At 74.8% G+C, this 14,706-nt stretch carries 9 protein-coding genes; 2 read left to right on the top strand and 7 right to left on the bottom strand.

All coding sequences use genetic code 11. The annotated features are described in order from the left end of the window. Nucleotides 1-907: DUF4231 domain-containing protein (locus MCM47_RS12350; RefSeq protein WP_238861329.1), on the top strand; the 907-nt coding region annotated here is incomplete at its 5' end. 73 nt (nt 908-980) lie between these two features. Then, on the top strand, nt 981-1,835 hold the full coding sequence (locus MCM47_RS12345; RefSeq protein ID WP_238861492.1) for an alpha/beta fold hydrolase: 855 nt from the start codon (nt 981-983) through the stop codon (nt 1,833-1,835). Nucleotides 1,836-1,864: 29 nt separating this feature from the next. On the opposite strand, the gene MCM47_RS12340 is transcribed toward MCM47_RS12345, so the two are convergent. From MCM47_RS12340 to fxsT (MCM47_RS12310), 7 genes are all read right to left on the bottom strand, one after another. Continuing rightward, a complete protein-coding gene (locus MCM47_RS12340; protein WP_238861327.1) occupies nt 1,865-2,830 on the bottom strand; it encodes a D-glycerate dehydrogenase in 966 nt (321 codons plus the stop codon). A gap of 46 nt (nt 2,831-2,876) precedes the next feature. Next, on the bottom strand, nt 2,877-6,869 hold the full coding sequence (gene fxsT, locus MCM47_RS12335) for an FxSxx-COOH system tetratricopeptide repeat protein (protein ID WP_374209114.1): 3,993 nt from the start codon (nt 6,867-6,869) through the stop codon (nt 2,877-2,879). Then, nucleotides 6,866-8,224 carry a TIR-like protein FxsC gene (locus MCM47_RS12330; RefSeq protein WP_238861325.1) on the bottom strand — a complete coding sequence of 453 codons (1,359 nt, stop codon included), beginning with the start codon at nt 8,222-8,224 and terminating at the stop codon, nt 6,866-6,868. Before MCM47_RS12330 ends, fxsT (MCM47_RS12335) begins: the two co-directional genes overlap by 4 nt. Before the next feature lie 140 nt (nt 8,225-8,364). After that, nucleotides 8,365-9,210: an aminoglycoside N(3)-acetyltransferase gene (locus tag MCM47_RS12325; protein WP_238861321.1), complete on the bottom strand. Its 846-nt coding sequence runs from the start codon at nt 9,208-9,210 to the stop codon at nt 8,365-8,367. A gap of 86 nt (nt 9,211-9,296) precedes the next feature. Beyond that, nucleotides 9,297-11,744, bottom strand: coding sequence for an FxsB family cyclophane-forming radical SAM/SPASM peptide maturase (locus MCM47_RS12320; RefSeq protein WP_238861319.1), 2,448 nt, complete (start codon nt 11,742-11,744; stop codon nt 9,297-9,299). Nucleotides 11,745-11,785: 41 nt separating this feature from the next. Further along, nucleotides 11,786-11,968 (bottom strand): hypothetical protein, encoded by a 183-nt coding sequence (locus MCM47_RS12315; protein ID WP_238861316.1) that lies wholly within the window; start codon nt 11,966-11,968, stop codon nt 11,786-11,788. A gap of 224 nt (nt 11,969-12,192) precedes the next feature. Next, nucleotides 12,193-14,706: FxSxx-COOH system tetratricopeptide repeat protein (gene fxsT / locus MCM47_RS12310; protein ID WP_238861314.1), on the bottom strand; the 2,514-nt coding region annotated here is incomplete at its 5' end.

Here is a 14,706-nt window from a genome sequence, read left to right as displayed (position 1 = left end):
GCGGGAGCACGAGCTGCTGCCCGCACTGTTCTGGACGGCCGACTCGGCCTCGTTGCAGGGGCAGCGCCGGTCCGTCCTGCTCTCGGCCTGGGAACTGGTGCTGCTGGTCGCCGCGGCCGGGTTCGGCTCCGCCGACGGCGAGCCGTGGGCCTGGTCGGCCGCGGTGGCCTACCTCGGCGCGATCGGCCTCGCGGTGGTGATCAGCCGGCAGAACCCGCAGGGCCTCTGGTACGAGGGCCGGGCGGCCGCGGAGTCGGTGAAGACGCTCGCCTGGAAGTTCGCCGTCCGGGCCGACGCCTTCCAGCCGCCGCCGCGCACCCTGCCCGACGCCGAGGGGCTGTACAGCTTCCAGCTCGGCCGGGTGCTGAACGCCTTCCGGGGCAGCCGCGCGGTCGGCGCGGCCGCGGAGGGGCCCGACGCGCCGATCACCGCGGCGATGCGCGGCCTGCGCGACCAGCCGCTGGCGGTGCGCCGCGAGGTCTACCTGCGGGAGCGGATCCTGGTGCAGCACGACTGGTACCGCTCCAAGGCCCGGTACTGCGCCCGGGCCGGCTTCTGGACCGGCGTGCTCGGCGTGGTGCTGCCGGGGCTCGGCCTGGTGCTCGCGGTGCTGCGGGCGATGGGCGGCTTCGGCTACGACGCGCTCGGCACCGTCTCGGCGGTGGCCGCCTCGGTCACCGCCTGGGCCCAGCTGCGCCAGTACCGGCCGCTGGCCGCCGCCTACGGGCTGGCCGCGGACGAGCTGGAGCTGATCCGCGACCAGCTGGCCCGGCTCGACCTGGGCGCGGCGGACGCCGAGGAGGTCTGGGCCAGGCTGGCCCGGGACGCCGAGGACGCCGTCTCCCGCGAGCACACCACCTGGCAGGCCCGCCGGGAGGTCCGCGGGACCACGGACCGGGACCACTGACGGAGGACCGAACGACCGGGGCCGCCGACCGGAGCACCCCGGAGTACCGAGGAGGCCGCGCGTGACGTTACGGATGGTCAAGGCGGCGGACGGCCGCGCCCTCGCCGTCGAGACCGTGGGCGACCCGCGCGGCCGGCCGGTGTTCCTGCTGCACGGCACGCCCGGCAGCCGGGTCGGCCCGCACCCGCGCACCAGCGTCCTCTACCGCCTGGGCATCCGGCTGGTCTCCTTCGACCGGCCCGGCTACGGCGACTCGGCCCGGCTGCCCGGACGCCGGGTCAGCGCGGCCGCGGCCGACGTGCGGACCATCGCCGACGAGCTCGGCATCGACCGCTTCGCCGTCCTCGGCCGCTCGGGCGGCGGCCCGCACGCGCTGGCCTGCGCCGCGCTCCTGCCCGAGCGGGTCACCCGGGTCGCGCTGCTGGTCAGCCTGGCCCCCCGGAACGCGGCCGGCCTGGACTGGTACGGCGGGATGACGCCCTCCAACGTCCGGGCCTACCAGGAGGCCGAGCGCGGGCACGACCAGATCGCCGCCTCGATGCGGTTCCGCTCCGAGCAGATCAAGGCCGACCCGGTCCGGCTGCTCAAGGGCCTGCGGCCCGAACTCCCGGCCACCGACCGCGAGGTGGTCGCCGACACCGGGCTGCGCCGGATGCTGCAGAGCAACTACCGCGAGGCGTTCCGGCACGGCGCCGACGGCTGGATCGACGACGTCCTGGCCTTCACCGCCGACTGGGGCTTCAAGGTCCAGGACATCGCCGTGCCGAGCTGGCTCTGGCACGGCGCCGACGACCAGTTCTCACCGGTCGAGCACTCCCGCTGGCTGGCCGACCACATTCCCGGCGCCGCCCTCTACCTGGAGCCGGGCGCGGCCCACTTCGGCGCGTTCCGGGTGATGACCACCGCGCTCAGCTGGGCCGCGGGATAGGTCGCGTCCGGTGGACCGGGCCGGGGGCGTCAGGCGCCGACCGGGGTGACCGGATCGCCGCCGGCCAGCACCGCCAGGACGTTGTCCACCGCGAGGCCGCCCATCGCCTGCCGGGTGCGGACGGTGGCGCTGCCCAGGTGCGGGGCCAGCACCGCCCGCTCCTGGGCCAGCAGTGCCGACGGCACCTCCGGTTCCCGCTCGAAGTTGTCCACCGCAGCGGCGAACAGGGCGCCCGACTCCAGCGCGGCGGCCAGCGCCTCCTCGTCCACCACCCCTGCGGTCATCGAGACCACCACCGCCCCGGGCGGCAGCAGGGCCAGCCGGCGGGCGTCCAGCAGGTGACGGGTGGCGTCGCTGAGCGGGCAGGTCACCACCAGCACCTCGGAGCGGGCCAGCAGCTCCTCCAGCGGCAGCCACTCGGCGTCCCCGGCCCGGTCGGCCGGCAGTTCACGGCGGTTGTGGTAGCCGACCGACATGTCGAAGGCCCGGGCCCGGCGGGCCACCGCCTGGCCGATCCGGCCCATGCCGAGCACGCCCAGCCTGGTGCCGGCCAGCTCCATGCCGAGCAGGAAGTTCGGCGCCCAGGCCCACGGCCGCCCGGAGCGCAGCCACCGCTCGCCCTCGCCCAGCCTCCGGGTGGCGGCCAGCAGCAGCGCCCAGGCCATGTCCGCGGTGGCGGCGGTCAGCACCCCGGGAGTGTTGCTGACCGCCACACCGCGCTCGGCGCAGGCGGCGAGGTCGACGTTGTGGTGGCCCACCGCGTGGTTGGCGACCAGCCTGAGGCCGGGGCCGGCCGCGTCCAGGAACTCGGCGTCCACGGCGTCGTCCAGCGTGGTGACCACCGCGGACCGGCCGCGGACGGCCGCCAGCAGCTCGCTCCGCGGCATCGGCAGGTCCGAGTCGTGGTGCGTCACCGCGTGGTGGGCGGTGAGCCGCTCGATCACGCCGGGCGCGAGGCGGCGGGTGACCAGGACCGGGGGCAGCTGCGGGCTCATGGCCCCGCAGCCTACCCGCCGGCCCCGGCCCCGGGTCGGCCCGCCGTCACACCGGCTGCGGCTCCAGGTCGCGGTTGATCCGCTTCCAGCCGCGGGCCGAGACGGTGTTGGGGTGCTCCTCGCCGAACTGGCGGATCAGCTCGGCGATCGCCCGGGCGCGCAGCTCGGCCGCCTGGGTGTGCCGGCCGGCCGCCCGCAGGGTGACGGCCAGGTTGGCCTCGCAGGCCACCGCGTCCGGGTGGCGCGGCGTGTAGCGCTCGCACAGGCCGGCGTGCGCGGTGCGGCCGAGCTGCTCGGCGAGGTCGATCTGGCCGTCGTCCCCGTACGCGTTGGCCAGGTTGATCAGCGCGTTGAGGGTGTACGGGTGCTCGGGCCCCACCGACCGGGTGAGCCCCTCGACGGTGGCCAGCCCGCGCTCGATCGCGCCCCGGACGTCGCCGCTGCCCCGCAGGTAGATGCCGAGGTTGTTGGCGCAGGCCAGGGTGAACGGGTGCTCGTCGCCGAACAGCCGCCGGTGGCCCTCGTAGACCGTCGTGCAGAGGTCCCGGGCGGCCTCCTTGTCGCCGGAGGCGCTGTGGTCGGCGGCCAGGTTGAGCGCGCAGGCCAGCGCGTCGGGCGCGTCGGCGCCGTACCGCTCCAGGTAGCGCTCGTAGGTCTCCTTGGTGATCCGGCGGGCCTCGGCCAGCTGCCCGGTCCGGCGCAGCGAGACGGCCAGCGACTTGGCGTTGCGCAGGTTCTCGGGCAGGTCCGGGTCGAGCACGTCGCCGAGGTCCTCGGTGACCTCCTGCAGCAGTTCGACCGAGCCCCGGTAGTCGCCGAGTTCGCGCAGGTCCCGGGCGAGGTTGGACTTGGTGGAGAGGGTGTAGGGGTGCTTGGGGCCGAGCACTGCGGTGCGCCGGTCCAGGGTTTCCTGGTCGAGTTCGCGGGCGGCCTCGCTGTCGCCGACCAGGCGGTAGTCGATCGCCAGGTTGTTGGCCATCGACAGGGTGCGCGGGTTGTCGTCGCCGAACAGCTCGCGGAACTGGTCGAGGATCTCGCGGTCGAGGTCGAGTGCGGCCTGGAACCGGCCGAGCGCCCGCCGGTCGGCGCCGAGCGAACCCGCCGTCATCAGGGTGTACGGGTGGTGCTCGCCGAGCAGCGCCCGCTGGCGCTCCAGGGTGGCCTCGTCCAGGGCCAGCGCCTCGGCGTAGTTGCCCTGCGAGCGCAGCACGTTGGCGAGCTGGAAGCGCAGCAGCAGGGTCTGCCGGTCGTCCTCGCCGAGCTTGCTGGTCCACTCCGCGTCCAGGGCGTGGCCGAGGTCGCGGGCGCGGTCGAGCTCACCGCGCTTCCACAGGTAGCGGACGCGGTCGATGAGCAGCTGCCGGGTGTCGGCCTCGTCGCAGTTGTGCGCCTTGGACGGCGACAGGTGCGGCCAGATCTCGTCGAACGCGGGCCAGTTGGCCGGGTCGTCGGTGTCGCCGAGGACCGGCCGGGCCCCGGTGAGGATGCGGTGCACCTCGTGGACGGCGACCTCCTGCTCGTCCTCGGTCATCTCGGCCCGGATCACCGCCTGCACCAGCCGGTGCACCTGGAAGCTGTTGGTGCCGGCGTCGACCTTGGCGAGCGCGTACCGGCCGATCGCCTGGATGACCTTGCCGAGCATGAACTTGTCGCTGAGGTCGGCGTCGTACTGGACCAGGGCGCGGATCATCTGGTCGCTGTAGAAGAGGTTCATCGAGATCGGCTCCGGCGCGAAGAACGCGCAGAGCTGGAGCAGCCGCACCGCCGCCGGGGACTGGGTGCGCAGCCGGGCGATGGAGACGTTCCAGGTCGCGCCGACCGGCGTGGGGTAGTCGGCGGGGCGGGCGCCGGCCAGGGCGCGGGCCGCCTCCGCCTGCAGCTGGGCGACGTAGGTGTCGACCGGGGTGCCGGTGGTGTCCAGCCAGGCCGCGGCCACCTCGACGGCCAGCGGCAGGTCGCCGACCGCCTCGGCGACCCGGTCGGCGTCGGCGCGGGAGAGCCCGCGGGCGCGCCGGCACAGGTGCTCGACGCTCTCGCCGCGGGTGAAGACGTCCACCTCCAGCGCCTCGGCGTGCCCGGACCAGGCCTGGTTGCGGGAGGTGACCAGGATGTGGCCGGAGCCGCCGGGGAAGAACCTGCGGATCTCGGCGGGCTCGTCGGCGTTGTCGAAGATCAGCAGCCACCGCGAGGTGGGCACGCCGCGGCGCAGCGCCTCCCGGGCCGCCTCGGCGGCCTCGGTGACGGAGTCGCCGACCCGCAGGCCGAGCCGGCGGGCCAGGTCGGCCAGCGCGGGCGCCACCAGCTCGGTCTGCTCGGCGTCGATCCACCAGACGAGGTCGTAGTCGGACATGAAGCGGTGCGCGTACTCCAGCGCCACCTGGGTCTTGCCGACGCCGCCGAGGCCGTACAGCGTCTGCGGGGTGGGCAGCACCGCGGCCATGCCGCCGCGCAGCTGGTTGCGCAGCTGCTCCAGCACCGCGGCGCGGCCGGTGAAGGACGGGTTGCGCGGCGGCACGTCCCACACCTGCGGCTTGCTGCCGGGGAAGCGCGGGCCGGTGCCGGTGGTCTCGGCGAGCGGCACGTCACCGCGGCCGAGCGCGCGCAGCAGGGTCTGCACCGACTGCGCCTCGTCGCGGCCGACCAGGTCGACCGGGTTGCGGTTGCTGAACGGCGCGGTGAGCCGGACGTCGCCCACGCGGACCGGGACCAGCTGGCGCCGGGTGCCGGACGGGTCGGAGCTGACCACCGACTCCCAGAGCGCGCGGGCCTGCGGCGAGCGCTGGTAGGCGGGCGAGAGCACGGCGACGGTCCGGTACGCGGCGTCGATGCCGCGCTCGGTCTCCTGCCGCGGGTCGGAGCCGGCGGAGAGGTCGCGGGGCAGCACCCGGAACCCGGCCCGGGTGAGGACGGACTCGATCCAGTCCGCCCACATCCGGTCCTCGGGGACGTAGGAGAGGTAGAGGTCGGCCGGGACGGACGGGCGGCGCCGGGTGAAGGCGTCCACGTACCGCAGCCGGAGCTCCTCGTCGACCGGCGGCAGCGAGGTGACCCGGCCCTCGGTGATCACCCCGGTGAGCCGCTCGCAGGCGGCCAGCATCGAGGTCTGGGTGCCGCCCTGGTCTCCGAAGGTCGCCAGGATCTCCTCGTAGGCGTAGAACGGCCGGTACGGGATCTCCACCGAGCCCCAGTAGTGGGCGAGTTCCTCGCCGGACAGGCCGGCCGGCAGGCCGTCGAAGCGGATCCGGGCCAGCGCCCGGCCGGCGTCGGCCTTCTCCTTCTCGCCCTCGTCGATGCGCATCGGCACCGGCAGGATGCGGATGCCGCGCTCCCGGTAGCGGTCGTGGATGTGCTGGGCGATCCGGGAGGCGCCGTCGATCGACTGGTCGCTCAGGGTGAAGCAGACCACCAGGTCGTCGGGCATCTGGACGGTGCAGATCTCGGCGATGTCGGAGAGACCGGTGCGGGAGTCGATCAGGACGTAGTCGTAGCGCTTGCTCATGTCGGCGCGCAGTGCGTCGAAGAACTGCCCGCCGTCGAAGCGGTCGTAGAAGATGTCCCAGTCCAGGTGGGTGACGGCCTCGGAGTAGTCGCGGTTGAACTGGCCGGCGGAGAGGAAGTCCAGGCTGCCGCCGTCGGGGAACATCGGCCAGGAGAGCGAGAGCGCGTGCGGGTGCACCCGGGCGAAGTCGAGGTGCCAGCCCTCGGCGTGCTCGACCGGCCGCAGCGCCTCCTCGCGGTACTCGGCGATCAGGTCCATCATGCCGGTGGTGCCGGCCAGCACGGTGGGGTCGAGGAACGGGTGGAAGAACTTGGCCAGGCCGGGCGCCTCCAGGTCCCAGTCCACGGTGAGCACCCGGAAGCCGTTGGCCGCGAGGATCCACGCGGTGTTGGCGAGCGCCATGGTGCGCCCGGTACCGCCCTTGTAGGAGTAGAAGGTGATGATCCGGCCCTGCCGGTCCTGCTCGGCCTCCCGCTGGGCCGCCAGCTCGGCGGCGCTCAGGCCGCCGATGCGGAGGTTCCTGGTGCGGTTCTCGCTCATGTGGTTCCTCCCCCGAACGGCGTCCCGTCGTCCGGGCGATCGCCTGCTTCGCGTGGATGGTCGTCGTGGGCGGGGAGGCCGGGTCCGTCCCGGCCCCGGCCGTGCCGGAAGGCGTCCCGGAGGTTGGGCCGGGGCGGAGGCGGTTCCTCCGGCTCGGTCCTGGTCCGGCTCTCGAAGGCGTACTTGGCTTTCATCGCGGCCCGGGGCAGCGCGTCGTCGAACTCCTCCAGGCTGCCGAGTCCGGGCTGCCCCCCGGTGGCGCCGAGGAAGCTGGGCCGGGTCGCGCGGTGGGTGAACCGCAGGGCCTGGTCGCTGAGTTCGCCCATCTCGCGGTGCTGCTCGGCGCAGTCCGGGTCGTCCATGTTCCATGGTTCCAGGACGCTCACCCAGCCGCAGTCCGCACGGTCGAAACGACGGACGAGTTCACGCCACCGCTCGTCCTTGAGCACCCAGCGGTCGAGCAGCAGGAGGCCGGGGGCGGTGGGCTCGCCGCCCGCGATGATCTCCTCGGCCTCGCCGTCGAACTCGTGCACGGTGGCCTGGAAGCCCAACTGCCGCGCCAGCCGCACCGCGTGCTCGGCGAGCGGGCGGGGGGCGGCCGGCCGGAACGGGTGCCAGTCGGTGCGCTTCTCGCCGTAGTAGTCGGGATTGCGCTCCGGCGGCACGTCACCGCGGTGGTAGGCGAGGACGGAGATCCGCAGCCGCTTGGTGGGCGCCGTGACGTTGAAGGCACTGGGTTGCGAGTTGAAGTCCAGCCGCCGCCCCACCGGGATGACGGTCTCCTCGGCGACCTCCACGATCCGCCGGGCCAGCCGGTGCACGGCCAGCTCGTAGGCGCCCCGGAAGTAGCTCAGCTTCATCAGCGCGTACAGGCCCTCGGTCGCGTAGTCGGGGCCGAAGCTCGCGTGGTTGAACTGGAGTTCGCTCGCCACCTCGGGCAGCCGGTAGCGGCTCATCGGCGCCCAGAGGACCGGGACGATGCCGCTGGTCCGCTCCGAGTCGAAGTTGGCCGGGTAGACCGGCCGCCGGGTGAAGGAGTACCACTCCTGGCCGCACGGAACGCTGTTGAAGTACCGGGGCGAGTAGAGCGGCACGAAGACGCGGCAGGTGGCCAGTTCCTCCGAGAGCCGTTCGGCCCACAGCTCCCCCTGGTGCATGGACTCGTCCATGAAGCCGACCGGAACGCCCGCCGGCACGGTGGTGAGCTGCAGCACGGCCTCGCAGAGGTCGCGGTACAGCTGCCGTACCCAGTGGTTGGGGTCGCCGGCGCCGCGCGCACCGGCCCGCGGAGTGTGCGCGTAGCTGAGGAAGAAGTACGGCGGGGAGGATTCCTCGTCCCCGCCATGGTCGTTCACACGCGCCTCCCCCTGGCCCGCCTGCAACCGCCTTCCCGCGAGTCCCCGCACGCGGGGCTTCAGTGTAGGAACGACTGACGCCCCAATGGAATAGCACATCGGGCCGCACGAATTGACATGACTGAAACGACCGCCCCCTTTTACGCCGTGGCCAGGTCGGGCCTGAGCCAGCGCCGCCGGCGCAGGATGCCGACCGCGAGATCGACCGCCTCGCGCATCGGTACGAGCCGGCAGTCGGCGCCGCCCACCCTGCCGCGGCGGACACCCGCGGCCTCGCGCAGCACCTCCTCGCCCAGCTCCGCGAAGTGCAGGTCGTCCAGGAGCGGGCCGTCGAAGTGGACCCAGCGGCGTCCCCCGCCCTCCCGGACCACGCAGCCGTAGTGCCGGACGGGGATGTCCGGCATCTGCAGGTCGGCCAGGTGGAAGGGGGTGAACCTGGCCATCCCCACCCCGATGCCCAGAACGTCCGCTCCGAGCTCGTACATCCGGCCGAGCGGCGACGCCGTGCCGAGGTGGCAGGTGAGCTCGTGCAGCTCGGTGACGTCCTTGGCGCGGGCGCCGACCGCCGCGAAGGAGGACTGCGGGTGGTCGCTGCGCACCGCGCCGGGGTGGGTGCGGACGAGCTCCGAGAGGCGTCCCATGGTCGGCGAGGACGGCGTCGTGTACGGGTCGAAGGCGGGCAGGTGCGCCCGCCACGCCTCCACCTCCTCGGGCGACCAGCCCTTCGTCATCTCCCGGACCAGCCGGGAGGTGTCCGAGTTCTCCGGCGTCGCGGTGTAGGCGACCAGGGTGCCGCGCCCGGGCCCGCCGAGCGCGTCCAGCAGCGCCTCGACGACGGTGGTGCCGCCGCCCTCGACCGGACCCAGCCTGCGCAGCGAGGCCTGGACGAGGAGCACGGCGCCCGGTCGCACGCCGAGCGCGGTGAACTGCTCGGCGAGCGCCGTCCTGGTCAGTTCGTTCTCTGCTATGTCCTGCCGGGGGGGCACGGGACGCGGTTCGGTGAGGATGACGGTTCCCGAAGACGATCGGCCGGAGCGGATCCGGTACCGGTGGGGGGTGGACGCGGGGGCGGTCAGCCGATGGGGGCGGCCGGGCGCCGGGCCTGCCGGGCCTGCTCGGCGGCGGTCTCGGCCGCCGCCGGCAGTGCCACGTCGAGCCAGGGCCCGACCGTCTCCCGCATGCCGTCGGCGAAGCGCAGGCCCACCGGGGTCAGCGAGCCCGAGCCGGCCAGCCGCTCGACCGCCTCGGCGGTGTACCGGCGCCACAGCGCGAACTGCGCCCGGGCGTGCTCGGCGGCGGTGCCGGGCAGGCCGTCGTAGACGGCGGTCCGGGTCCGCCAGAAGGCGGTCACCGCGAGGTGGGCGTAGGTGCCCTGCAGCAGGCCCTCGATCGGGCGCGGGTCGGGCCGCCAGGGTGCGTCGTACAGTGCGGTGTCGGCGGGGTCGTAGAGGTCCACCAGATCCAGTACGGCACCCAGTTTGACGTGCTGGAACTCGTGCGCGAGCAGGAGCGCGAGGGTCGGCGCGGTGGCCGGGCGGGCGATCCCGACCGCGCCGAACGCCTGCCGGGCGGCGGCGCTGACGTCGCGCCCGGGCGGGCCGGGGCGCAGCGGGGTGACGGTGGTCAGGCCGGTCCGCATGCCCTCGGCGAAGGCCGGCAGGTCCCGGTCGAGCAGCTCGACGGCCTCGCGCAGCGCACCGGTCCAGGCCAGCAGTTCGGCCTCGCCGAGGCGGTCGGCGACCGGCCACTGGTGGCTGTCGCGCTGCGGGTCGGCGTCCTCCAGGGCGAACGTCCAGCCGCCGGCCGGCCGGACCCGCCGGACCGGCTCGAAGCGCGGGTCCGGGCGGCCCTCCCCGACGGTGAGCACCTCGCCGTCGGCGGTGCGGACGGTGAACCCGTCGCCGGTGCCGGTGACGATCGCCTCGCCGCCCCCGCCGAGGCCGATCCGGCCGAGGGTCGGCAGGTGGAGGCCGCCGGCCCGGACCGGGACGGCCACGGCGTCGCCCCGCCCGGCCCGGACGGCCGCGGCGGCGGCCAGCTCGGCCAGCCGTCCGAGCCCGGCGCCCGGGTCGCCGCCGAGCCGCCGGGCGGCCCAGGCCCGCACGTACGGGTGGCCGAGCACCGCGTCCAGTGCGGCCGGTGCGGTGGAGTCGAGGTCGGCGAGCAGGTCCCAGGCGGCGGAGGAGCGCAGCCCGGAGGTGCTCCGGACGGCCGCCAGCATGGCGCGGGTGAGGGCGAGCTGGGACCGGACGAGGGCGCGGACGGTGTCCGCGTCGCCGTGGCCGCGGGCCAGCCGGTCCAGCTGCCGGTCGGTGAGGCCGGCGGGCGGGGCCGGCTCGCCGGGCTGGGCGGGAACGGCCCGGCCGGCTGCCGCCCGCGGGGTGGTGCCGGGCCTGCCGGCCGGCTCGCCGCGGTCGGCGATGCCGTTGATGAGTGTCATGAGATCCCCGCAGTAGACGGAGGGATGGTCGAATCCACCATCGGCCCCGTAACGGTGGGCGTACAGACCGCCACCGCAGGAGCGGACGACGGGGCAGGCACGGCAGGTGGCGCTCAGCCCGGCCAGCCCGGACTGCCGGGCGGCCATGCCGGGGTGGCGGGCCACCTCGTCCAGGCTGTGCGTGAAGACGTCGAGGCCGGTGACGGGCGCGCCGTCGTACGCCGTCTTCAGGCTGTCGGCCTGCTCGTACGTGCCGTCGGTCTCCAGCACGACCAGCGCGGCGGGTTCCAGGCCGAGCGACTCGGTCAGGCTGGACAGCCCGTGCAGGGTGCGGTGCACCGAGTCGAAGGTCCGCACGGCGAACGGCCGGCCGGCCGCCTCCCACCGGTCGTAGACGGCGAGCAGCCAGTCGGCGTACGGGGTCTCACCCCGGCCGGCCGGCCGCGCGGGCGGTTGCTCCCAGGTGGCGTGCGGGAGCAGGAAGTCGACGGACGGCGGGTCGAGTTCGGCCAGCGCGTCGTGGACCGCGACCGGGTCGTTCTCGACGTCGACGGTGCAGAGCAGGCCGGCGTAGAGGTGGCGGTACTCGGGGCGGCGCAGCAGTCCGACCGCCCGCAGCACCTGCGGGTGGCTGCTCCGGCCGTCGGCGAACCGGCGGTGCCGGTCGTTGGCCGCCCGGTCACCGTCGAGCGAGACGCCGACCTTGATCTCCAGCTCGTCGAAGAGCTCGCAGAAGGCGGGGCCCAGCAGCACCCCGTTGGTGTGGATCCGCAGGTCGAGCGCGCAGCCGGGCGGGAGCGCGGCCCGGAACTCCTCGGCGGCGCGGCGCAGCCGTTCCGGGCCGGCCAGCAGGGGTTCTCCCCCGTGCAGGACGACCCGGACGACGGTCAGGCCGTGGGCGGCGGCGTGCTCGCCGATCCGCCGGGCGGCCCTGGTCAGGACCTCCTCGCCGATGACCTTGGGACGGGCGCGCCAGCTGGTGTCGGCGTGCTCGTAGACGTAGCAGTGGTCACAGGCGAGATCGCACCGGCTGTGGACCTTCACCACGAACTGCGTGAACGGGAGCAGGGGTCGCGTCATGGCCAGTCGGTTTCAGCCGGGGCCGGTGGTCGGTCGGCCGGTCAGATGGAGGAGTTGAAGGCCGCGACCGGCACCAGGCCGGTATCGGAGCCGGGCAGGGCACGCCGCAGTCGCGCGGCGAGCTCGTCGGCGCCGAGCGAGGCCAGCTCGGCCAGGGTCGACCGCTCGCCCCGGTGATGATCCGTCAGATCCTGCGTGGGCTTGGTGTCCAGTGCGGGTGTCATATTCGATTCTCTTCCACGATGGGGGTTAGAGAGAGCAGACTCCGGGTACACCCCGGCGCTAATCGACCAATGTAGTGGCAGCACGGGGGCAACACCGCGCTGTTCCACGAGCCTCTGTGTCCTCTGGCCCGCCATGCAGCGAAGTCTTGCGGAAAGTTCACCCACTCGGCGGTCGCGTAGCGGCACCTGCACGGCGCAGAGCCCCCCGGCGGCGGCCGGCGGAGTCAGACCGGTCGCGTCTCGATGTCGCTCTCCAGCCGCCGGCCGTCCCGGATCGCCACCGTCACCGGATGGGCCTGCCCCAACGCCTCACGGGCCCGCCCGAGCGCATCCGCCGCCAGTCGCCCGGCCCGGTCGGTGTCGCCGGTCGCCGCGAGGCTGAGCGACAGGTGGGAGAGCGCCACCAGGGCGTCCGGATGGTCCGGCCCGAGCACGTCGGCCAGCAGCGGTACGGCCTGCGCCTCCAGGGCCGCCGCCGCAGCCGGGTCACCGGCCAGGGCCAGGCCGTTCGCGTGGTTCAGCAGCGCGATCCCGACGTACGGGTGGCGGTCCCCGAGCGCCGCGCGCAGGCCGTCCAGGGCGCGGGCGGAGAGCCCACCGGCCTCGGCCGTGCGGCCGGCCCGGCGCAGCGCCACGGCGAGGTTCCCGGCCGCCACCAGCGTGGTCGGATGGTCCTCGCCGAGGTGGGTGCGGTAGTGCCCGAACGCCTCCTCGGCCAACTCGACGGCGCGCCCGGTGTCGCCGAGCACGCCGAGCGCGCCGGCCAGGTTGCCGGCGGCGGCCGCCGTGCCGGGGTGGTCGGCCCCGTTGAGGGCGTGCAGCCGCCGGTGGACGTCCTCGTCGTTCGCCAGCGCCTCCCGGTAGCGGCCCAGCCGGCGCAGCACCACCCCGAGGCCCTGACGGGCGCGCAGCGTGTCGTCGTGGTCGTCACCGACGATCTCCCGGTAGCTCCGCACGACGTGCTCCAGGAGGTCCAGGGCCTCCTGGAAGCGCCCGGTGGCGCCCAGGTCGCGCGCGCAGTTGACGGCCGACAGCAGCGTGTAGGGGTTGCGCTCGCTCAGAGCCGCGCGCTGGCGGCGGTAGACGTCCTGGTGGCGGGCCAGCGCCGCCCGGTAGTCGCCGGCCATGAAGGCCGAGACGGCCAGGTTGTTCATGCTCATGAAGGTGCGCGGGTGCTCGGGGCCGAGGACCCGCAGCGCGGTCTCCAGGGTCTGCTCGTCCAGCACCCGGGCCTGCGCGTAGCGGCCGAGGTGGCGAAGGTCGCCGCCGAGGCTGTTGGCGGCGGCGATGGTGTGGGGGTGTTCCGGGCCGAGCGCCGCGCGCAGCCCCTCGAACGCGTGCTGGTCGATCTCGTACGCCTCCTGCGCGGCGCCCTGGGACCGCCGGACGTTGCCGAGCTGAACGCGCATCAGCAGGGCCGGCACGTCGTGTTCCCCGGGCCGGCCGGGGCCGTCGGACCCGCCGGTCCCCTCGGGGGACCACTGGGCCAGCGCGCGTTCGGCGAGGTCGCGGCCGGCGTCGAGCAGGCCGCGGTGCCAGAGGTAGCGGACCGATTCGACGATCCACTGCCGGACCGCCGGGTCGGCGCTCCCGACGGCACCGGACGGCCAGAGGTGGGGCAGCAGTTCGGCGTACCGGGGCCAGTTGTCCGGGGTGTCGGGGTCGCCCGGGGAGTCCAGCGCGAGCGCGCGGTGCACGACGGCCCGCACCCGGGCCCGGTCGGCCTCGGCGGTCTGGTCGCGCAGCAGCGCCTGGGTGATCCGGTGCACGCTCAGCGTTCCGCCGGTCTGGTCGTACCGGGCGAGGTTGAACTGGTTGACGGTGCGCAGGATCTCGCCCATCGCGAGCCGGCCCTCCGGGGCGCCCGCAGGCAGTCCGACGGCCTCGGTCACCGGCGCGCTGTAGAGCAGCCGGATCGGGATGGCGTCCGGGCCGAGGAAGCCGCAGACCTCCAGCAGCCGGGCGGCCGGGGCGTTGATCCGGCGCAGGTCGGCGCCGGCGATCCGCCAGGTGGCGGCGGTGACGGTGGAGTACTCGGCGTCCGCCCGGACCGACCGGTCGAGGATGTCGGTCAGCGTCTCGTCCAGCAGCTCGGCGTAGGTGGCGGCCGGCATCGGGGTCTCGTGCAGCCAGGCGGCGGCCTGGCCGACGGCGAGCGGCAGGTCCCCGAGGAGTTCGGCGATCCGGTCGGCGTCGACGGCCGGGACGCCGGCGTTGAAGCGGCGGACCAGCTCGACGCTCTCCGCCCGGTCGAAGACCTCGACCTCGGTCCGGCCGCGGTGGCGGGCCCAGCGCCGGTCGCGCGAGGTGACCAGGACGTGGCCGTCGGCGGAGCCGGCCGGGAGCCAGGGGGCGAGGTGCTCCGGGTCCTCCGCGTTGTCGAAGACCAGGAGCCAGCGCGGGTACGGCCGGCCCCGGCCGAGCGCGTCCAGCACGGCCCGGGCGGTCCGGGCCACGTCACCGCTGCTCTCCAGGCCGAGCTCGGTGGCGAGTCCGGCGAGCCGTTGCGGCACGCCGGCCGGCTCCTCGGCCGGCACCCACCAGACCACGTCGTAGGTGGGCGCGAAGCGGTGCGCGTACTCGACCGCGGCCTGCGACTTGCCGACCCCGCCCATGCCGTACAGGACCTGCACGGGTTCGGCCGCGGGGCCGAGGGTGAAGCCGTCCCGCAGGGTCTCCAGCAGGCGGCCGCGGCCGGTGAAGGAGGGCAGCCGGGGCGGGAGACCCTGCACGGCGGG

The organism is Kitasatospora sp. A2-31, from assembly GCF_022288725.1.
Taxonomy (GTDB): Bacteria; Actinomycetota; Actinomycetes; order Streptomycetales; family Streptomycetaceae; genus Kitasatospora.
Note: the sequence above shows the minus strand (reverse complement) of the source record. Positions and strands in the feature narration are given on the sequence as shown.